The sequence below is a fragment of the Bradyrhizobium sp. WD16 genome (genome assembly GCF_024181725.1).
Taxonomy (GTDB): domain Bacteria; phylum Pseudomonadota; class Alphaproteobacteria; order Rhizobiales; family Xanthobacteraceae; genus Bradyrhizobium_A.
The window spans coordinates 3,060,383-3,078,990 of sequence record NZ_CP028908.1; the positions used below are offsets into that span (position 1 = coordinate 3,060,383).

Genomic DNA, 18,608 nt, shown 5'->3' on the forward strand with positions numbered 1-18,608 from the left:
GAGTTGTGTCCAGTTTGGTGAGTGATGAGTTTTGCCGCAGCGACTGCCCGTGCGTCAGTGGCGACGCCTTCGGGTCCGATCCGTGTCATGGTTGTCGACGACTCCGTCGTCATTCGCGGCATGATCTCGCGCTGGATCGACGCCGAGCCTGATCTCAGGGTCGCTGCTTCGGTGCGCACCGGCCTCGAGGCGGTGCAGACGCTCGAGCGCGCCAATCCCGATGTGGTGGTGCTGGACATCGAGATGCCCGATCTCGACGGCATCTCGGCATTGCCGCAACTGCTCGCCAAGAAGCGCGACCTCGTCGTCATCATGGCCTCGACGCTGACGCGGCGCAACGCGGAGATCAGCTTCAAGGCGCTGTCGCTCGGTGCGGCCGATTACGTGCCCAAGCCCGAGAGCACCCGCGAGGCCGGCGCCGCCGACACCTTCAAGCGCGATCTTTTGTTCAAGATCCGGCAGTTCGGCGCCCGGCTGCGCCGGCCGGTCCATGCGCCGTCGATCGTGCCTGCGCCGGCGCCGGAGAAGGCGCGGGTGGTGCCGCCGCCGGCGGCTCACGCGCCGATCTCGCTGCGGCCCTTCGGCCTCACGGCGCCGCGCGTCCTGCTGATCGGCTCGTCGACCGGCGGCCCGCAGGCGCTGCTGACGCTCGTCGCCGAAATCGGACCGGTGATCGACCGCGTCCCGGTGCTGATCACGCAACACATGCCGCCGACCTTCACCACCATCCTCGCCGAGCACCTGGGCCGCGCCAGCGGGCGGCCGGCGCATGAAGGGGTCGACGGCGAGGCGATCGTGCCCGGCCGCATCTACCTCGCTCCCGGCGGCCGGCACATGCGCATCATGCGCAAGGGCGCCGGCGCGGCGATCGCGCTCGACGACGGTCCGCAGATCAATTTCTGCAAGCCGGCGGTCGACCCTATGTTCGCGTCGGCGATCGAGGTCTGGCAGAGCGGTGTACTCGCGGTCGTGCTGACAGGCATGGGATCCGACGGCATGCGCGGCGGCAAGGCGATCGTGGAGGCCGGCGGCAGCGTCATCGCCCAGGATGAGGCCACAAGCGTGGTCTGGGGCATGCCCGGTGCGGCGGCCCAGGCCGGTATTTGCGCCGCGGTGCTGCCGCTCGACCAGATCGGACCGAAAGTCGTCCGCATGTTCTCCGGGGGCCGCGCATGACGCCGCACGATTACGAGTATCTGCGCAAGCTCCTCAAGGACCGGTCCGGCCTCGTGCTGTCGTCGGACAAGCAGTATCTGGTCGAAAGCCGGTTGTTACCGCTCGCCCGCAAGGCGGGCCTGCCGGGCATCTCCGAACTCGTGCAGAAGATCAAGGCGGGGTCCGAGCGGGTGACGGTGGATGTCGTCGAGGCGATGACCACCAACGAGACGTTCTTCTTCCGCGACAAGGTGCCTTTCGACCACTTCCGCAACACCGTGATTCCCAAGCTCCTGCAGGCGCGCGTTGCCCGCAAGGCGCTGCGGATCTGGTGCGCGGCGGGTTCGACCGGCCAGGAGCCCTATTCGCTGGCGATGTCGATCAAGGAGATGGGCTCGCAACTCGCCGGATGGCGCATCGAGATCATCGCGACCGATCTGTCGCAGGAGGTGCTGGAGAAATCGAAGGCCGGCATCTACAGCCAGTTCGAGGTCCAGCGTGGCCTGCCGATCCAGCTCCTCGTGAAGTATTTCAAGCAGGTCGGCGACATGTGGCAGGTCAACGCCGACATTCGCGCGATGGTGCAGCAGCGTCAGCTCAATCTGCTGCACGACTTCTCCGCTCTCGGCACCTTCGATGTGATCTTCTGCCGAAACGTGCTGATCTATTTCGATCAGGAGACCAAGATCGCGATCTTCAACCGGCTTGCCCGCGTGCTCGAGCCGGACGGCTTCCTGGCGCTGGGCGCGGCGGAAACGGTGGTCGGCCTCACCGATGCCTTCAAGCCCTATCCCGACTGCCGCGGCCTGTATCATCCGAACCCGCAGCGCGCCGCCCAGGTGACTTCACCGACGCTGGCGCCGGCGATGACGGCGCCGCGCGCCGCGCTCAGGGTCAGCTGATGGCCGCCCGCCCGCGACATCAGAGAAGAAAAATGCCGGCGCCGGCGTTTTCCGTCGGGCGACGGCCGTTCCTTCGCCCAAACAAAAACCCCGCCATTGGCGGCGGGGTCAGTCGGGAGGAAGGGCTTTGACGGGCCCTCGGCTCGCCGTATCCGTCAGGCGGGGATCCGCTCGTCTTCCTCGTGCGGCTCGCGCAGCACGTAGCCGCGGCCCCACACCGTCTCGATGAAGTTGCGGCCGTCGGAGGCGTTCGCTAGCTTCTTGCGCAGCTTGCAGATGAAGACGTCGATGATCTTCAGCTCCGGCTCGTCCATGCCGCCATAGAGGTGATTGAGGAACATTTCCTTGGTGAGGGTGGTGCCCTTGCGGAGCGAAAGCAGCTCCAGCATCTGGTACTCCTTGCCGGTCAGGTGGACGCGCTGGCCGCCGACTTCCACCGTCTTGGTATCGAGATTGACCACCAGGTCGCCGGTCTGGATGACCGACTGGGCATGCCCCTTGGAGCGGCGGACGATGGCGTGGATGCGGGCGATCAGCTCGTCCTTGTGGAACGGCTTGGTCATGTAGTCGTCGGCGCCGACGCCGAGGCCCTTGACCTTGTCTTCAATGCCGGCGAGTCCGGACAGGATCAGGATTGGCGTCTTGATCTTGGAGACGCGCAGCTGCTTGAGAACGTCGTAACCGGACATGTCCGGGAGGTTCAGATCAAGCAGGATGATGTCGTAGTCATAAAGCTTGCCGAGGTCGACGCCCTCTTCGCCGAGATCCGTCGTGTAGACGTTGAAGCTCTCGGACTTCAGCATGAGTTCGATCGACTGCGCGACGGCGCTGTCATCTTCTATCAGCAATACGCGCATGCCAGTCCCCTATAATCGCCGCTCCGGGCGTCAGGTCGAGCCGCCAATCGGGCGACACTGGAAAACGCCTTTGAACAACTGATTCGGTCCCTGACCAGATATCGTTAACAAAACCTGATTCCAGTGCGCAAGCTCTCTCGGTGCAAATTTTGCCGAATCGCCGTAAGATATTGCGCAAAGCCAGTTTTTTGTTTTCGTTCTCGCTCAAGTACCACTTTAAGAGACGGCGTTAACCGACTCTCGTGACTCAGACCTTCATCCTGACGGTCGAGCGCACCAGTCCCAAAGACAGTGACGCAATGATTAACGATGCGGGTAAACACGAAGTTAAGGGGCTGGCAGAGCCCTCCGGAAACTTAAGGTTTTCGCAATGAAAGCGCTGGCCGAACAGATCGCCGACATCGACGGCGTCAATATTTATGGCCGTGTTGTGGGCGTGCGTGGCCTGATGGTCGAGATCGCCGGGCCGATCCACGTGATGTCGGTGGGCGCGCGAATTGTCGTCGAGACCGGACAGGATCGGACCATCCCCTGCGAAGTGATCGGTTTTTCCGGCAGCAATGCGGTGGTCATGCCTTTCGCCGGGCTGGAGGGGGTGCGCCGGGGCTGCCGCGCCGTCATCGCCACGTCGGCCGGCCAGGTCCGACCGTCGCCGGCCTGGCTCGGCCGCGTCATCAATGCCATGGCGGAGCCGATCGACGGCAAGGGGCCGCTGCAGCTCGGCCCCTCGCCGGTCCCTTATCGCAATGCGCCGCCGCCGGCCCATTCGCGCCGGCGGGTGGGGGCGCCGCTCGATCTCGGGGTCCGGGCCCTCAACACCTTCCTGACCTGCTGCCGTGGCCAGCGCATGGGCATTTTCGCCGGCTCCGGTGTCGGCAAGTCGGTGCTGCTGTCGATGCTGGCGCGCAACGTCGATGCCGACATCTCGGTGATCGGCCTGATCGGCGAACGCGGCCGCGAGGTGCAGGAGTTCCTCCAGGACGATCTCGGCGACGAGGGCCTGGCGCGCTCCGTCGTGGTGGTGGCGACCTCGGACGAACCGGCGCTGATGCGCCGCCAGGCCGCCTATCTGACGCTGGCGATCGCCGAGCACTTCCGCGACGAGAACAAGGATGTGCTGTGCCTGATGGATTCGGTGACTCGCTTTGCCATGGCGCAGCGCGAGATCGGACTGTCCGCCGGCGAGCCGCCGACCGCCAAGGGCTATACGCCCACCGTCTTCACCGAACTGCCCAAGCTGCTGGAACGCGCCGGCCCCGGCACCGGCGATGGCACCATCACCGGGATCTTCACCGTGCTGGTCGACGGTGACGATCACAACGAACCGGTCGCCGATGCCGTGCGCGGCATTCTCGACGGCCACATCGTCATGGAACGCGCGATCGCCGAGCGCGGGCGCTATCCGGCCATCAACGTCCTCAAGTCGGTGTCGCGCACCATGCCGCGATCGGCCGACCCGGAGTTCCTGCCGGTGATCAAGCGAGGCCGCCAGGTGATGGCGACTTACGCCGATATGGAGGAACTGATCCGGCTGGGCGCCTACCGGGCAGGATCCAGCGAGGAGGTCGACGAGGCCATCCGCCTGCACGGGCCGCTGGAGGATTTCCTGCGTCAGGCCAAGGAGGAGTCCACCCACATCCTGGACGGGTACCAGAGGCTCGCTCAAATTGTCGGACGGTCGGAAACGGAACGCTAACTTTGTCCAGTCATCATGCCCTCCGCTTTGACATCAATGCCGGCGAGGCCCTTGACGGGAGCCGGCAGCGTCCCTCGTGCAGGAAGGGACTTCTGGGGAGTACGAGTCGATGAAGTCACGAGAAACGCTGATCCGCCTGAAGAAATTCCAGGTTGACGAGAAGCGCCGTCGAGTCGCCCAGATTGAGGGCATGATCGCTGATTTCCAGCGGATGGCGGCTGAACTCGAGCGGGAAATCCAGCATGAGCAGGAGCGCGCCGGCATCAACGACCCGACGCATTTCGCCTATCCGACCTATGCCAAGGCGGCGATCCAGCGCCGCGAGAACCTGACACGCTCCACCGACGAACTGCGCGCCCAGCTCGAAGACGCCAAGACCGCGCTCGGCGAAGCCTTCGAGGAGCTCAAGAAGGTCGAATTGCTCGATGAGCGCGACCAGGCCCGGGAACGGGCCGAGGAAAGCGCCCGCGAGCAGGCGGATATGGACAGCATCGGCCTGATGCGCGCCCGTCTCGGCGCGCTCGCCTGACAAATTCTGCGATACGGCAGAGCCCCGGAGCTGCGCTCCGGGGCTTTTGCGTTCGCGACCGGCCGATAACCCCTTGCCAGTGGCCGCCTGCGGCGCATAACTCCGCGGCAAGGATGGCCTCGACGGCCTCGTCGAGGGCTCGGCCGCGACCGGCCGTGGCCTCAACTCTTCACTTTACCGGAGCACCCCTCATGCTGCGCGACGATATCAATACCGCGGTCAAGGAGGCCATGAAGGCCAAGGACGAGCGCAAGCTGTCGACGCTGCGCATGGTCAACTCCACGATCAAGAATGCCGACATCGAGGCGCGCGGCCAGGGCAAGCCGCCGCTCGCCGACGAAGACCTGCTCGGTCTCCTGCAGAAGATGATCAAGCAGCGCCAGGAAGCGGTGGAGCTCTACGAGAAGGGCGGCCGCGCCGAACTCGCCGCCCAGGAGCGCGCCGAGATCGTCGTGATCAGCGCCTATCTGCCCCAGCAGTTGTCCGAGGACGAGGTCAAGGCGGCGATCGCGGCGCTGATCGCAGAGACCGGCGCCGCCGGCATCAAGGACATGGGCAAGGTGATCGGCGGCCTCAAGGCGAAATATGCCGGCAAGATGGACTTCGCCAAGGCGAGTGCGCTGGTCAAGGCCGCGCTCGCCGGCTGAGCCTGCGGTGGGTGAGGGTGAAGGCGGGTGAGGATGAAGATTGCCCCTCACCCGGATCGCTGACGCGATCCGACCTCTCCCCGCCTTGCGGCTATCGTATTCACACATCACACATCTGGTCCGCAGCCGAGAAGGCGGCCATTCTTCAGCCTTTCCATCGTCATGCCCGGCCTTGTGCCGGGCATCCACGACTTCACGACGCTGCAGCAAGCAAGTCGTGGATGGCATAGCGATCCGGCTCCTGCCGGATCGCGTTCATTTCTCATGCCGGAAGTCGGAAACATCCGACTTCCGGCGACAAGTCCGGCCATGACGAAAATGAGTTGCTGTCAGGGCGCCTCTGTCGCCACCCGAATGTGTGAATCTGAGAGCCGCCTTGCGGGGAGAGGTCGGCGCGAAGCGCCGGGTGAGGGGTGTTCAGTGCCGTTGCGGCGATCGCGCCGGCGGGTCTACTCTTGCGGTCTGACGAAGCTGCGGCCCGGGACGCCATGCTGACGCCAACCGACGATTACGAGCGTCTCTATGCCGAGTTTCGCTGGGAAATTCCGGCGCGCTTCAACATCGCGCAGGTGTGCTGCGATCGCCATGTCGGCGCGGGCCGCCTCGCGCTGATCGACGTCGACGAGCGAGGCGCGGCGCGGCATGTCGGTTTCGACGAGATCGCCGACTTCTCGCGGCGCTTCGCCAATGTGCTCGGCGCGGCCGGTCTTGTCCGTGGCGACCGTGTCGCGGTGTTCCTGTCGCAGTCGCTCGAGCTGCCGGTGGCGCATCTCGCCGCCTTTCGTGCCGGCCTCGTTTCGGTGCCGCTGTTCACGCTGTTCGGCGAGGACGCGCTGGCCTTCCGCCTCGACAACAGCGGCGCGCGCGCGGTGGTCACCGACGCTGCCGGCTTCGCCAAGCTCGCGCCGTTGTTGCCGGGCCTGCCGCAGCTCGAACATGTCTATGTGATCGGCGACGGCGCGCCGCCTGCCGGCGCTTCGTCCTTCTGGCTGGCGATCGGCGAGGCTTCGCCCGGCTACCTCAATGCCGACACCGGTCCTGACGATCCGGCCATCATCATCTTCACCTCGGGCACCACCGGCAATCCCAAGGGCGCGCTGCACGGCCATCGCGTGTTGCTCGGCCATCTGCCCTGCGTCGAAATGGTGCACGACTTCTTCCCCAAGCCCGCAGACGTCTACTGGACGCCGGCGGACTGGGCCTGGATCGGCGGGCTGTTCGACGCGCTGTTTCCCGCCTGGTATCACGGCGTGCCGATCGTCGCGCACCGGGCCCGCAAATTCGAGCCGCAGGCGGCGATGCAGCTGATGGCCGATCACGGCGTCCGCAACGTCTTCCTGCCGCCGACCGCGCTCAAGCTGATGCGCCAGGCCGATGTTCGTCATGACGGCGTCAAGCTGCGCAGCATCCTGACCGGCGGGGAATCGCTCGGCGCCGAACTGCTCGGCTGGGTGCGGGCGACCTTCGGCATCGACGCCCACGAGATCTACGGCCAGACCGAATGCAATCTCGTCGTCGGCAACAATGCCCGGCTGTTTCCGATCCGCCCCGGGTCGATGGGCAGGCCGATTCCCGGCTTCGACGTCCGCATCGTCGACGAGGCTGGCCGCGAACTGCCGCAAGGCGAGCGTGGCGTCATCGCGGTGCGGGCACCGAACCCGTGCATGATGCTTGAATACTGGCGCAATCCGGAAGCGACCGCGAAGAAATATGCCGGCGGTTTCCTGCTTACCGGCGATCTCGGGGTCTGCGATGCCGACGGCTACTTCTGGTATGTGAGCCGCGAGGACGACGTCATCACCAGCGCCGGTTATCGGATCGGCCCGTCGGAGATCGAGAACACGCTGCTCAAGCACCCTGCGGTCGCGCTGGCCGCCGTCGTCGGGGTGCCCGACCCGATCCGCACCGAAGCGATCAAGGCCTGGATCGTGCTGCGGCCCGGCTTCGCCCCGAGCGAGCAGCTTGCCCGGGACATCCAGGAGTTCGTCAAGGTCCAGCTCTCCGCCCACGAATATCCACGTCACGTCGCCTTTACCGACACCCTGCCGATGACCGCGACCGGCAAGGTGCTGCGGCGCGAATTGCGCAACCGCGGCTGAACCATTCAGCGCTGACAGGAGCCCGCTTATGTCCCTCGAGGTCTATCTCGCCTATGTCGCCGCCTGCATCGCGCTCGCACTGCTGCCGGGCCCGGTGGTGACGCTGGTCATCGCCACCGGCCTGCGCCACGGCACCCGCGCCGCGCTGGTGAATGTCGCCGGCGCCCAGGTCGGGCTCGCCGCGGTGATCGCGATCGTCGCGGTCGGCCTGACTTCGCTGATGGCGACCATGGGCCTATGGTTCGAATGGGTGCGGCTGCTCGGCGCCGCCTATTTGATCTGGCTCGGCATCGGCCTGATCCGCTCGCCAAGCCTTTTGCCCGCGGTCGAGGCGCCGCCGCCGCCGCGCGGCGGCTTCTTCCTGCAGGGACTGGTGGTGCTGCTCAGCAATCCCAAGGTGCTGGTGTTCTTCGGCGCCTTCATTCCGCAGTTCATCGATCCGGCGCGGCCGCAGCTGCCTCAGGTCGTCATCCTCGGCCTGACCTTCATGGTCGCGGCGGCGTGCTCCGACGGCGTCTATGCGCTGCTCGCCGGCCGCGCCCGCTCGATCCTCTCGGCGCGGCGCGCGCGGCTGCTGTCGCGCGTCTCCGGCGGTTTCATGATCGGCGGCGGCATCTGGCTGGCGCTGTCGCGGGCACGATGAGCCAACCTCGGCTCAAACGGTGATGGTGCCGGCGATGCCGACGACGACATCGCCGCCGACCCAGATGTCGTCGCCGGCCTTCGCCACATGGACGCGTCCGGCACGGCCGAGCGCGGCGCCCTGGGCGGCGACATAGCTCGGCGGCGCGAGACCGGCGCCGATCAACCATTGCGCCAGTCCGGCATTGAGGCTGCCGGTGACCGGATCCTCGATGCCACGGCGGCCGACGAAGGCGCGCACCTCGAACTGGGCCTCATCGCCGTCGCGGGCCTTGTCCCACGGCGCCACCAGGCCGAGCTTTGTATCGGGCAGAAGCGAGGGATCGAAGCGGACAGCGAGGAGTTCGGTGCGCGAGCCGAGCATCGCCGCCACCCAGCCGGGGCCGTTGTCGGTCCATTGCGCCGCCTTGACGGCATCGGCGCCGAGGCCGATCGAACGGGCGATCTGCGCCACCAGATCCGGCGCCACCTCGCCGCTCCGCCGCAGCGGCGGTGCGGCGAAGGCGAGCCGGGTGCCGTCGCGCCTGACCCGCACCAGGCCGACGCCGCATTCCTGGATCACTTCCGCGCCCTTCGGCCGATGGCCGAGCGCCAGCCAGACATGACACGAGCCGAGGGTCGGGTGACCGGCGAACGGCAGTTCGCTCTCGGGGGTGAAGATGCGCACCCGGTAATCGGCCGCCGGATCGGCCGGCCGCGACAGGAACGTCGTCTCGCTCAAGTTCGTCCAGTTGGCGATCGCCTGCATTTGCGCGTCCGACAGGCCGTCGGCATCGGCGACCACCGCGAGCGGGTTGCCCTTGTAGGGCACTGCGGAGAAGACATCGACCTGGTGGAAGGGGAGCTGGGGCATCGGATGTTCTCTGTCGTTGCTGAAAATCATGCCCGCCAGAACGGCTTGCCGCTCTCGCGCCGGACGAGTTCGGCATCGAGCCCGACGTCGTGCATCTGCCGGGCGTCGAGTTCGGCGAGGTTGCGGCGAGTGCTCATCCGCTGCAGCCAGGTCCGCGGCCAGTGCAGCAGGGCGCTGACGATCGTGCCGGCCGGCGTCGCGGCGCGGCGTGGCGCAAGGGACTGGGGTAGGGATGGGGCGAGGGGCTTTGCCATGACGGGAGCCTCGGTTTCGGACAGCCTCTTGGTGGCTTGTTCAGGGGCGCTTTCGGCAGCATCGGCCGTTGCGCTCCCAGCATTGTCTCAGTACAAGTTGCGGAGCAATCGAAACATTGCACCCGGTGCAATCATGGCCGCTCCTCATTACACCGTCCTGGTCGACGAACTCGCCGCCGATATCGCCGCCGGCCGGCGCCGGCCTGGCGAGCGGCTGCCGCCGCAGCGCGTCTTCGCCTATGAGAAAGGGATCGCGGCCTCGACCGCCGCGCGGGTCTATGCCGAGCTCTTGCGCCGTGGCCTCGTGGTCGGCGAGGTCGGCCGCGGCACTTTCATCGCGGGTCACCGCCCTCCCGGGCTGCCGCTGCGGCTCCACACCGAGTCCCACGACGAACGGGTCGACCTCGAGTTCAATTTTCCCACCGTCCCGACCCAGTCGGCTTTGATCGCCGAGTCGCTCGCGGCCTGGCAGCATCCGGAGGAGCTCGGCGCCGTGCTGGCGCCGATCACCGCGCGCCGCCTGCATGCGGGAGCGAGCGTCGCGGCCGAATTCATGACCACGGCCGGCTGGCGACCGCGACCGGAGGCTTTCGTCTTCGCCGGCAGCGGCCGGCAATCGCTGGCGGCGGCGGTCTCCACCCTGGTGCCGCTCGGCGGCCGCCTCGCCGTGGAGGCGGTGACCTATCCCATGATCAAGGGCATTGCCGCGCGGCTCGGCATCACCCTGGTGCCGATCGCGCTGGATGGCGAAGGGCTGCGCCCGGATGCCATCGTCAAGGCGCATCGCGCCGGCGAGCTGTCGGCGGTCTATCTGCAGCCGGTGATGCAGAACCCCCTCGGCATCACCATGACCGCGGCGCGGCGTACCGAGATCATCCGTATCGCGCGCAAGCTCGATCTCATCATCATCGAGGACCTGGTCTATGGATTCTTGACCGATGTGCCGCCGCTGGCGGCGGAGGCCGAGGAGCGCTCGATCGTCATCGACAGCCTGTCGAAACGTCTCGCCCCCGGCATCGCCGTCGGCTTTCTCCACGCGCCGCCCGCGCTGCGCGAGCGCGTCGCCACGGTCGTTCGCACCGGTGCCTGGTCGGTGACGCCGCTGGCGCTTGCCGGCGGCCTGCGCCTGATGGCGGACGGCACCGCGGCGGAGATCACCCGGCGCAAGCGCGCGGATGCACAGGCGCGTCAGGCCATCGTCGCCGAATGTCTCGCCGGCCTCACCATCGAGGCGGATCCGCGGTCCTACCATGCCTGGCTGCATCTGCCCGACGGCTGGCGTGCGGAAACGGCCGCGGCGGCGGCCGCGCGCGCCGGCATCGCCGTCACCCCGGCGAGCGCCTTCGCGGTCTCGCCGGGCCATTCGCCCAACGCCGTGCGGCTGGCGCTCGGCCTTCCGACCCACGATCAATTGCGCTGGGCGTTGACGTGGCTGGCGGCGCTGCTCGCGGCCGGGCCGCATGATGCCGATGTGACGGAGTAGGCTGCGGCGAAGCGCGTCTCAGGTCTTCTCGACGTGCGGCAGATGCAGGCCGAGCTCCGGTTCGATCTCGGCGAGAATGCGCGCCAGCCGCTCCGCCCATTGCCGCTGGCCGCAGTCGTCCTCGATCAGATCGTGGCGGATCTCGATGCCGCAATTGACGAGCTCTTCGGCTTCGCCATGCACGGGAATGGTGTAGTCGCTGGTGTCGCTCACCGCGTAGGGCTCGTTGTCGCCGACAACGAGATCGCCTTCGGCCCGCAGATGCCGCAACAGCAGCGGCGGCAGCCGGCGATCGCGATGATAGAGCGCGCCGACATGCCAGGGCCGGCTGATGCCGGCATAGACCGGCGTGAAAGAATGCAGGGCGATCAGAACGGTCGGCCGCCGGGCGCTGCGCCGTTGTTCGATCACCTGGCCGATGCGGCCGTGATAGGGCGTAAAGACCAGGCGGCGGCGGTCCTCGGCATCCTGCCGCGTCAGGCCCTCGTTGCCCGGCACCAGGGTGGCTTCGCTGATCATCGGAATTGAAGAAGGCGATCCGGGCGGGCGATTGCAGTCGATCACCAGGCGCGAATAGGCCTGGGCAATGAGATGGGCGCCGAGCAGGTCCGACAGCCTGTCGGCGACCGCCGCGACACCGATGTCCCAGGCGATATGGCGCTCCAGCTCGATCTCGGGCAGGCCGAGGCCGCGAAGACTGCGCGGAAGCCGCCGGCCGTAATGATCTGCGACGAGCAGAAAGGGGGAGGCACCATCGGCGTTGAGCTCGACCACCGGGGCGGGCTCGTCGGCGGCGAGGCTCATGCGAATGGCGAGGGGCGGATCGGTTATGGTCATGGTTTTCTGGGCGCGGCGCGCCATCCCGGAATCATTCGGGATGATTGCGCAAAATCGCGTCTTTTTCGAGTGCGGGCTCGCCGAGAACCGGACCGTCCCAGGGGCCTGGGACGGGCGAGCTGTGCATGACAGGGGACAAGTCGGCCCGTGGTGGCGGTTCCTCCGCCGGCCCTATATGGATGGTTGACTGCCCGATCCTCGAGCCGGTCCCTTCACCCGATGCGCTTTACGCCCCAGTTTCTCGATGAGCTGCGCGCCCGGCTTCCGGTCTCGGAAGTCGTCGGCCGTCGCGTCAAGCTCAAGCGCGCGGGGCGGGAATGGAAGGGTCTGTCGCCTTTCCAGCAGGAGAAGACGCCGTCCTTCACGGTCAATGACCAGAAGGGCTTCTATCACGACTTCTCGTCGGGCCGGCACGGCGACATCTTCGGCTTCGTCATGGAGACCGAGGGGGTGAACTTCGCCGAGGCGGTCGAGCGGCTCGCCTCGATGGCCGGGGTTCCGTTGCCGGCGGCCTCGCCCGAGGCGGTGCGGACCGAGCAGCGCCGGCGCACCCTGCACGACGTGATGGAAATGGCGACCGAGTTCTTCATCGCGACGCTGGCGTCGCGTGCCGGGGCCCGGGCGCGCGGCTATCTTGCCGATCGCGGCATCTCGCCCGCCACCCAGCTCCAGTTCCGGCTCGGCTATGCCCTGGGAGAGCGCTTCGCGCTCAAGGAACATCTCGGCAAGGCCGGCGTGTCGGTGAACGACATGGTCGAGGCGGGGCTCCTGATCGCCGGCGACGACATTCCGGTGCCTTACGACCGGTTCCGCGATCGCGTGATCTTTCCGATCACCGATCTGCGGCGACGCGTCATCGCCTTGGGCGGCCGCGCGCTCGAAAAGGATGTCCCGGCGAAATACCTGAATTCGCCCGAGACGCCGCTCTTCCACAAGGGGGACAACCTCTACAATTTCGCTTCGGCCCGGCAGGCGGTGCATGATGGCGCTGCGCTGATCGTGGTCGAAGGCTATGTCGACGTCATCGCCATGGTCACCGCCGGCTTTGCCGGCGCGGTGGCGCCGCTCGGTACCGCGCTGACTGAAAACCAGCTCGCCCATCTCTGGCGCATGAGCGACGAGCCGATCATGTGCTTCGACGGCGACAAGGCCGGCCAGCGCGCCGCCTATCGCGCGGCCGATCTGGCGTTACCCTCGCTCGCGCCCGGCAAGAGCCTGCGCATCGCCTTCATGCCCGAAGGCCAGGACCCCGACGATCTGGTCCGCAGCGGCGGACGGGCGGCGATCGAGGAGGTGCTGGCCGCGGCGCGGCCGCTCGCCGAGGTGGTCTGGGCGCGCGAGGTCGAGGGCGGCCGTTTCGACACGCCTGAACGCCGTGCCGCCCTGGAGTCTCGCATCGGCGAGCTCACCGCGGTGATCCGCGACGAGGTGGTGCGGCGGTACTATCGTCAGGATCTCGGCGAACGGCTGCAGCGGGCCTTTGCGCCGGAGGGCGGCCGCCGCGGAGGCGGCGGCTTCGGCGGCCAGGGCCGCCGATTCGGTCCGCGCGCCGGTGGATTTGGCGGCGCCAGCGCCGGCAGCGGGCCGGGCCGGGGCGGTCGTCAACAGTTTTCTACCCCGGTCCTCGGCCATGGTCCCTACCAGGTGACGAGCCCCCAGCTCGCCACCAGCCCGCTGCTGCGCGGCCAGCGCTCGGCGCTGTCGCGGCGCGAGGCATTGATCCTGCAGTCCCTGATCAACCATCCCTGGCTGTTGCATGACCACCTCGAGGAGGTGGCGGCGCTGGAATTGGCTCATCCCGAGGCCCATCGGCTGCGGGCTGGAATCATCGGCGCTTTCGCCCACGACCATCACCTTAGCCCGGAGCCCGACGAACAAAGTGAACAGCTCCGCGCGGACCTTGCAAAGGCCGGATTATCTGAGTTGCTTCAAAGGGTTGAGAGGTCCATCACGACGTCGGCGGTGTGGGGCGCGCAGCCCGGGGCGGCGAGGGACGATGTTCTTGCGACATGGAATCAACTGGTTGCCTTGCATCGCCAGTGGCACTCCCTACTTAGGGAATTGAAGGATGCCGAGCTTGCCCTGGGCGAGGTGGCCAACGAGGCGAATTATGCCTGGCTGCGCGACGTCAAGGCGAGGCTGTCCGAAGTCGATGGGACCGAGGCCCTGATCGAGGGCTTTGGTGAATCCTCCGGACGCGTCCAGCGATCGGTCTGACAGCCTCACAGGCACGGCGAGAGGGGGTCCGGAACCGGCCAGGGCCTTAAAAAGACTCGCAAAATGGACGGTTTGGACGCAAAAACAGGGCTAACAGGGTTAAGCGGTGCTTAACGGCGCTGCGCTAGTGTCCCGGCTCTAACGTTCGTATGCCGTTGCAGCGAGCGTTAGAACCAAGGATCACTGGCAGAATATAATTTTAGTGCGGTTTTGGATCTGACGCGCGTACGACGAATTCGCTGCAATGCAGATACGAGCGTCAGATCCACCGCACTAGAGTGGCGAGATCGATCGACAGTGATTCGGGGTGGCGTTGCGAAAGCGCCACCCTTTCCGCGTCAAAGGCGGAGTGACGAACGGCGGTGCGGGCGGTGACGCCACGCGCGGCGAGGCGCGTTGAGGAGCAGTGAATGGCCAGCAAGGCGAAGATGGCGCAGATCAAGGAAAAGGAAAAGGACGACAAGGTCGTCGACGCGCCCGAGAAGGACAGCGCGGAGGCTCCCGGGCCGTTGCTCGACCTGTCCGATGCCGCTGTCAAGAAGATGATCAAGCAGGCCAAGAAGCGCGGCTATGTCACCTATGAACAGCTGAACGCGGTCCTGCCGTCCGAGGAGGTCACCTCCGAGGCGATCGAGGACACCCTGGCGCTGCTCTCCGACATGGGCATCAACGTCATCGAGTCCGAGGACAGCGACACCGACGACGAGGAAGCCAAGGAAGAGGCCGAGGACGAACCCGATAACGAACTCGTCGAGGTCACCCAGAAGGCCGTCACCGAAACCAAGAAATCCGAGCCGGGCGAGCGCACCGACGATCCGGTGCGGATGTATCTGCGCGAGATGGGCACGGTCGAGCTGTTGTCGCGCGAAGGCGAAATCGCCATCGCCAAGCGCATCGAGGCCGGCCGCGAGGCGATGATCGCCGGTCTCTGCGAAAGCCCGCTGACCTTCCAGGCCATCATCATCTGGCGTGACGAGCTCAACGAAGGCAAGATCTTCCTGCGCGACATCATCGATCTCGAGGCCACCTATGCCGGCCCCGATTCGAAGAACGGCGCCGCGGCCAACGGCGAGGCGACGGCCGAGGGCGCATCCGCCGAAGGAGGCGAACCGCTCGCGCCGTCGATGGTCGCGCCGCCGGCGGCTCCGCCCGCGGCGACGCCGTTCCGTCCCGCGCCCCAGCGCAACGGCGCCGAGGGCGGCGAGGAGAAGGACCCCGGCGAGGCCGCGGCCGAAGCCGACATGGACGACGACGAGTTCGAGAACCAGATGTCGCTCGCCGCCATCGAGGCCGAACTCAAGCCGAAGGTGGTCGAGACCTTCGACAAGATCGCCAGCGAGTACAAGAAGCTGCGGCGCCTGCAGGAGCAGGACATCCAGAACCAGCTCCAGAACGAGACGCTGTCGCCGGCCCAGGAGCGCAAGTACAAGAAGCTCAAGGACGAGATCATCGCCGAGGTGAAGTCGCTGCGCCTCAACCAGGCCCGCATCGATTCCCTGGTCGAGCAGCTCTACGACATCAACAAGAAGCTGGTGTCCTATGAGAGCCGCCTGTTCCGTCTCGGCGAGAGCCACGGCGTCTCGCGCGAGGACTTTCTGCGCAACTACCAGGGCTCGGAGCTCGATCCGCGCTGGCTCAACCGCGTCTCGAAGCTGTCCGCCAAGGGCTGGAAGAACTTCGTCGCCCACGACAAGGACCGCATCCGCGAGCTGCGTCACGACGTGCATCAGCTCGCCGCGCTGACCGGGCTCGAGATCGGCGAATTCCGCCGCATCGTGCTCAGCGTCCAGAAGGGCGAGCGCGAGGCCCGTCAGGCCAAGAAGGAGATGGTCGAGGCCAATCTGCGGCTGGTGATCTCGATCGCCAAGAAATACACCAACCGCGGCCTGCAGTTCCTCGACCTGATCCAGGAAGGCAATATCGGCCTGATGAAGGCGGTGGACAAATTCGAGTACCGCCGCGGCTACAAGTTCTCGACCTACGCCACCTGGTGGATCCGGCAGGCGATTACCCGTTCGATCGCCGACCAGGCCCGCACCATCCGCATCCCGGTGCACATGATCGAGACGATCAACAAGATCGTGCGCACCTCGCGTCAGATGCTCAACGAGATCGGCCGCGAGCCGACCCCGGAAGAGCTCGCCGAAAAGCTCGGCATGCCGCTGGAGAAGGTGCGCAAGGTCCTCAAGATCGCCAAGGAGCCGTTGTCGCTGGAGACCCCGGTGGGCGACGAGGAGGATTCGCACCTTGGCGATTTCATCGAGGACAAGAATGCCATCCTGCCGATCGACGCCGCGATCCAGTCCAACCTGCGCGAGACCACGACACGGGTTCTCGCCTCGCTGACCCCGCGCGAGGAGCGCGTGCTGCGCATGCGCTTCGGTATCGGCATGAACACCGACCACACCCTCGAAGAGGTCGGCCAGCAGTTCTCGGTGACGCGCGAACGCATCCGCCAGATCGAAGCCAAGGCGCTGCGCAAGCTCAAGCATCCGAGCCGCTCGCGCAAGCTGCGCAGCTTCCTCGACAACTGACATCCGGCGGATCCGCCAGCCGTTTCATCGCCGGCCCGAAAGGGCCGGCGATGTGCTTTTCGGGTACCGCCTCGGCGTCCTCTGCGCCCCGGGACGCGGCTCTCCGAAAATGCTAGAAGCCCTATCCGGAAACCATCACTCGGAAAGGGATTGCCGCTCCATGACCAGGTTCAACCGAACAATGCTGGCGCTTGCGCTCGGCCTGACCGTGTTCGTGTTCGTGTTCGCTGCGCCGGCGCGCGCAGTCCAATGCGGCGGCGATTTCCAGGGCTTCATCGCCGCGTTCTCGCGCGAGGCCGCCGCCGACGGGATTTCGCCCAGCGTGATCTCGCAGGCGCTCGGCGGCGTCGCCCAGGACGCCGGGGTCCTCGCCTTCGACCGCCGCCAGCGCGGCACCTTCAACAAGAGCTTCGAGCAGTATGTCGCGACCCGGGTCGGCGCCGGCCGCATCAAGACCGGCCGGGCGATGCTGCAACGTCACGCCTCGCTGCTGGCGCGGATCGAGCGCCAGTACGGCGTGCCGCCGCAGGTCCTGGTGGCGATCTGGGGCCTGGAGAGCGATTTCGGCGTCGGCGACATGGGCAAGCTGCCGGTGTTTCGGGTGCTCGCGACCATGGCCCATGACTGCCGCCGCACCGAGCTGTTCCAGCGCGAACTGCTCGCCGCCCTGCAGATCGTCCAGCGCGGCGACCTCGGGCTGCGCGACATGATCGGCGCCTATGCCGGCGAGATCGGCCAGACCCAGTTCCTGCCGTCGTCCTACATCAAATATGGCGTCGACTACGACGGCAACGGTCATGTCGACCTGCGTCACAGCGTGCCCGACGTGCTCGCCTCCACCGCCAACCTGCTCAAGACCAACGGCTGGCAGGCGGGCGGCTCCTATGAGGAAGGCTCGGCGAATTTCGACGCCATGCGCGAGTGGAACAGGGCCACGGTCTATCGCAAGACCATCGCTTATTTCGCCGATCGGCTGGTCGACGGGCGGTGACAGGAATGACGCTATCGTTCCTGCTGACGTCGGTGATCGTCGTGGCCTCGCCCGGCACCGGCGTGCTCTACACCCTGGCGGCGGCGCTGTCGCGCGGCAGCCGGGCCAGCGTCGCGGCGGCCTTCGGTTCGACGCTGGGCATCGTGCCGCATCTCGCCGCCGCCATGCTCGGGCTTGCCGCGGTGCTGCACACTAGTGTCCCGGTTCTAACGTTCGTATCCCTTTGCTGCGAGCACTCATACGAACGTTAGAACCAAAGGGACACTAGTATAGCTATGATTCTAGTGCGGTCTTGGATCTGACGCTCGTACGATGAGTTCGCTGCAATGCTGATACGAGCGTCAGATCCACCGCACTAGCGCGCTCGCGTTTCAAACGCTGAAATGGCTGGGCGTGATCTATCTTCTCTACATGGCCTGGCAGGCGCTTCGCCAGGGCGGGGTGCTGAGTGTCGACGAGGCGGCTGCGCCGCCCGCCTTGCGTCAGACCATCATCACCGGAATCCTGATCAACATCCTCAATCCGAAGCTGTCGATTTTCTTCTTCGCCTTTCTGCCGCAGTTCGTGGCGACCGACGAGCCGTATCCGCTGCTGCGCATGCTGCTGCTTGGCGGCGTCTTCATGGCGATAACGCTGACGGTCTTCGTTGCCTATGGCCTCTCCGCGGCGCGGGTGCGTGACCGCGTCTTGCGCCGCCCTGCCGTCATGGCCTGGCTGCGGCGCGCCTTCGCCGGCGGTTTTGTCGCGCTCGGCGCGAAGCTAGTGTCCCGTTTCCAACGTTCGTATCCCATTGCAGCGGGCGCTCATACGAACGTTGGAAACAAGGGGACACTAGCATCATTATGATTCTAGTGTGGTTTTGGATCTGACGCTCGTTTGAAGAACTCGCTCCAATGCTGAAACGAGCGTCAG

General features: G+C 66.3%; 15 protein-coding genes and 2 pseudogenes. 13 read left to right on the forward strand and 4 right to left on the reverse strand.

Annotation, left to right across the window (positions count from 1 at the left end; genetic code table 11):
• Positions 1 to 24 precede the first annotated feature (24 nt).
• Positions 25 to 1,176, forward strand: a complete 1,152-nt coding sequence (locus DB459_RS14200) for a chemotaxis response regulator protein-glutamate methylesterase (protein ID WP_253705864.1) — start codon at positions 25 to 27, stop codon at positions 1,174 to 1,176.
• Complete coding sequence (locus DB459_RS14205; RefSeq protein WP_253705866.1) at positions 1,173 to 2,057, forward strand: protein-glutamate O-methyltransferase CheR; 885 nt, start codon at positions 1,173 to 1,175, stop codon at positions 2,055 to 2,057. Before DB459_RS14200 ends, DB459_RS14205 begins: the two co-directional genes overlap by 4 nt.
• Before the next feature lie 155 nt (positions 2,058 to 2,212).
• On the opposite strand, the gene ctrA is transcribed toward DB459_RS14205, so the two are convergent.
• The gene (gene ctrA / locus DB459_RS14210) at positions 2,213 to 2,914 is read right to left on the reverse strand and encodes a response regulator transcription factor CtrA (protein WP_253705868.1); all 702 of its coding nucleotides are present in this window, start codon (positions 2,912 to 2,914) and stop codon (positions 2,213 to 2,215) included.
• 370 nt (positions 2,915 to 3,284) lie between these two features.
• Here ctrA and fliI point away from each other — a divergent pair, with 370 nt between their 5' ends.
• The 5 genes from fliI (at position 3,285) to DB459_RS14235 (ending at position 8,528) form a co-directional block, all read left to right on the forward strand.
• On the forward strand, positions 3,285 to 4,610 hold the full coding sequence (gene fliI / locus DB459_RS14215) for a flagellar protein export ATPase FliI (RefSeq protein WP_253705870.1): 1,326 nt from the start codon (positions 3,285 to 3,287) through the stop codon (positions 4,608 to 4,610).
• Positions 4,611 to 4,719: 109 nt separating this feature from the next.
• The gene (fliJ, locus tag DB459_RS14220) at positions 4,720 to 5,139 is read left to right on the forward strand and encodes a flagellar export protein FliJ (RefSeq protein WP_253705872.1); all 420 of its coding nucleotides are present in this window, start codon (positions 4,720 to 4,722) and stop codon (positions 5,137 to 5,139) included.
• 191 nt (positions 5,140 to 5,330) lie between these two features.
• Positions 5,331 to 5,786: a GatB/YqeY domain-containing protein gene (locus DB459_RS14225; RefSeq protein ID WP_253705874.1), complete on the forward strand. Its 456-nt coding sequence runs from the start codon at positions 5,331 to 5,333 to the stop codon at positions 5,784 to 5,786.
• Positions 5,787 to 6,274: 488 nt separating this feature from the next.
• Complete coding sequence (locus DB459_RS14230; protein ID WP_253705876.1) at positions 6,275 to 7,885, forward strand: acyl-CoA synthetase; 1,611 nt, start codon at positions 6,275 to 6,277, stop codon at positions 7,883 to 7,885.
• 28 nt (positions 7,886 to 7,913) lie between these two features.
• The gene (locus DB459_RS14235) at positions 7,914 to 8,528 is read left to right on the forward strand and encodes a LysE family translocator (RefSeq protein ID WP_253705878.1); all 615 of its coding nucleotides are present in this window, start codon (positions 7,914 to 7,916) and stop codon (positions 8,526 to 8,528) included.
• 12 nt (positions 8,529 to 8,540) lie between these two features.
• Here the strand turns inward: DB459_RS14235 and DB459_RS14240 are convergent, their stop codons facing one another.
• Positions 8,541 to 9,380 (reverse strand): PhzF family phenazine biosynthesis protein, encoded by an 840-nt coding sequence (locus DB459_RS14240; RefSeq protein WP_253705880.1) that lies wholly within the window; start codon positions 9,378 to 9,380, stop codon positions 8,541 to 8,543.
• Between the two features lie 26 nt (positions 9,381 to 9,406).
• The gene (locus DB459_RS14245) at positions 9,407 to 9,634 is read right to left on the reverse strand and encodes a DUF1127 domain-containing protein (RefSeq protein WP_253705882.1); all 228 of its coding nucleotides are present in this window, start codon (positions 9,632 to 9,634) and stop codon (positions 9,407 to 9,409) included.
• Between the two features lie 133 nt (positions 9,635 to 9,767).
• Between DB459_RS14245 and DB459_RS14250 the strand changes: the two genes are divergently transcribed.
• Positions 9,768 to 11,117 carry a PLP-dependent aminotransferase family protein gene (locus DB459_RS14250; protein WP_371926743.1) on the forward strand — a complete coding sequence of 450 codons (1,350 nt, stop codon included), beginning with the start codon at positions 9,768 to 9,770 and terminating at the stop codon, positions 11,115 to 11,117.
• 18 nt (positions 11,118 to 11,135) lie between these two features.
• On the opposite strand, the gene DB459_RS14255 is transcribed toward DB459_RS14250, so the two are convergent.
• Entirely contained in the window at positions 11,136 to 11,954 is an 819-nt protein-coding gene (locus DB459_RS14255; protein ID WP_371926985.1) for an N-formylglutamate amidohydrolase, read from the reverse strand.
• Positions 11,955 to 12,173: 219 nt separating this feature from the next.
• On the opposite strand from DB459_RS14255, the gene dnaG reads away from it, so the two are divergent.
• The 5 genes and pseudogenes from dnaG to DB459_RS14280 form a co-directional block, all read left to right on the forward strand.
• The gene (gene dnaG, locus DB459_RS14260) at positions 12,174 to 14,171 is read left to right on the forward strand and encodes a DNA primase (RefSeq protein WP_253705884.1); all 1,998 of its coding nucleotides are present in this window, start codon (positions 12,174 to 12,176) and stop codon (positions 14,169 to 14,171) included.
• A 410-nt stretch (positions 14,172 to 14,581) separates the two neighbouring features.
• Positions 14,582 to 16,705, forward strand: a complete 2,124-nt coding sequence (gene rpoD, locus DB459_RS14265) for an RNA polymerase sigma factor RpoD (protein ID WP_253705886.1) — start codon at positions 14,582 to 14,584, stop codon at positions 16,703 to 16,705.
• A 181-nt stretch (positions 16,706 to 16,886) separates the two neighbouring features.
• On the forward strand, positions 16,887 to 17,696 hold the full coding sequence (locus DB459_RS14270) for a lytic transglycosylase domain-containing protein (RefSeq protein WP_253713568.1): 810 nt from the start codon (positions 16,887 to 16,889) through the stop codon (positions 17,694 to 17,696).
• Between the two features lie 5 nt (positions 17,697 to 17,701).
• Positions 17,702 to 17,887: pseudogene (locus DB459_RS14275) on the forward strand (LysE family transporter); the annotation flags it as partial.
• Between the two features lie 163 nt (positions 17,888 to 18,050).
• Positions 18,051 to 18,458: pseudogene (locus DB459_RS14280) on the forward strand (LysE family translocator); the annotation flags it as partial.
• Between the last annotated feature and the right edge of the window lie 150 nt (positions 18,459 to 18,608).

What these genes read in the sequence shown, in the direction of transcription:
- DB459_RS14200 (WP_253705864.1), top strand. Translation starts at nt 25, where the DNA reads ATGAGTTTTGCCGCAGCGACTGCCCGTGCGTCAGTGGCGACGCCTTCG.
- DB459_RS14205 (WP_253705866.1), top strand. Translation starts at nt 1,173, where the DNA reads ATGACGCCGCACGATTACGAGTATCTGCGCAAGCTCCTCAAGGACCGG.
- ctrA (WP_253705868.1), bottom strand. Translation starts at nt 2,914, where the DNA reads ATGCGCGTATTGCTGATAGAAGATGACAGCGCCGTCGCGCAGTCGATC.
- fliI (WP_253705870.1), top strand. Translation starts at nt 3,285, where the DNA reads ATGAAAGCGCTGGCCGAACAGATCGCCGACATCGACGGCGTCAATATT.
- fliJ (WP_253705872.1), top strand. Translation starts at nt 4,720, where the DNA reads ATGAAGTCACGAGAAACGCTGATCCGCCTGAAGAAATTCCAGGTTGAC.
- DB459_RS14225 (WP_253705874.1), top strand. Translation starts at nt 5,331, where the DNA reads ATGCTGCGCGACGATATCAATACCGCGGTCAAGGAGGCCATGAAGGCC.
- DB459_RS14230 (WP_253705876.1), top strand. Translation starts at nt 6,275, where the DNA reads ATGCTGACGCCAACCGACGATTACGAGCGTCTCTATGCCGAGTTTCGC.
- DB459_RS14235 (WP_253705878.1), top strand. Translation starts at nt 7,914, where the DNA reads ATGTCCCTCGAGGTCTATCTCGCCTATGTCGCCGCCTGCATCGCGCTC.
- DB459_RS14240 (WP_253705880.1), bottom strand. Translation starts at nt 9,380, where the DNA reads ATGCCCCAGCTCCCCTTCCACCAGGTCGATGTCTTCTCCGCAGTGCCC.
- DB459_RS14245 (WP_253705882.1), bottom strand. Translation starts at nt 9,634, where the DNA reads ATGGCAAAGCCCCTCGCCCCATCCCTACCCCAGTCCCTTGCGCCACGC.
- DB459_RS14250 (WP_371926743.1), top strand. Translation starts at nt 9,768, where the DNA reads ATGGCCGCTCCTCATTACACCGTCCTGGTCGACGAACTCGCCGCCGAT.
- DB459_RS14255 (WP_371926985.1), bottom strand. Translation starts at nt 11,954, where the DNA reads ATGACCATAACCGATCCGCCCCTCGCCATTCGCATGAGCCTCGCCGCC.
- dnaG (WP_253705884.1), top strand. Translation starts at nt 12,174, where the DNA reads ATGCGCTTTACGCCCCAGTTTCTCGATGAGCTGCGCGCCCGGCTTCCG.
- rpoD (WP_253705886.1), top strand. Translation starts at nt 14,582, where the DNA reads ATGGCCAGCAAGGCGAAGATGGCGCAGATCAAGGAAAAGGAAAAGGAC.
- DB459_RS14270 (WP_253713568.1), top strand. Translation starts at nt 16,887, where the DNA reads ATGCTGGCGCTTGCGCTCGGCCTGACCGTGTTCGTGTTCGTGTTCGCT.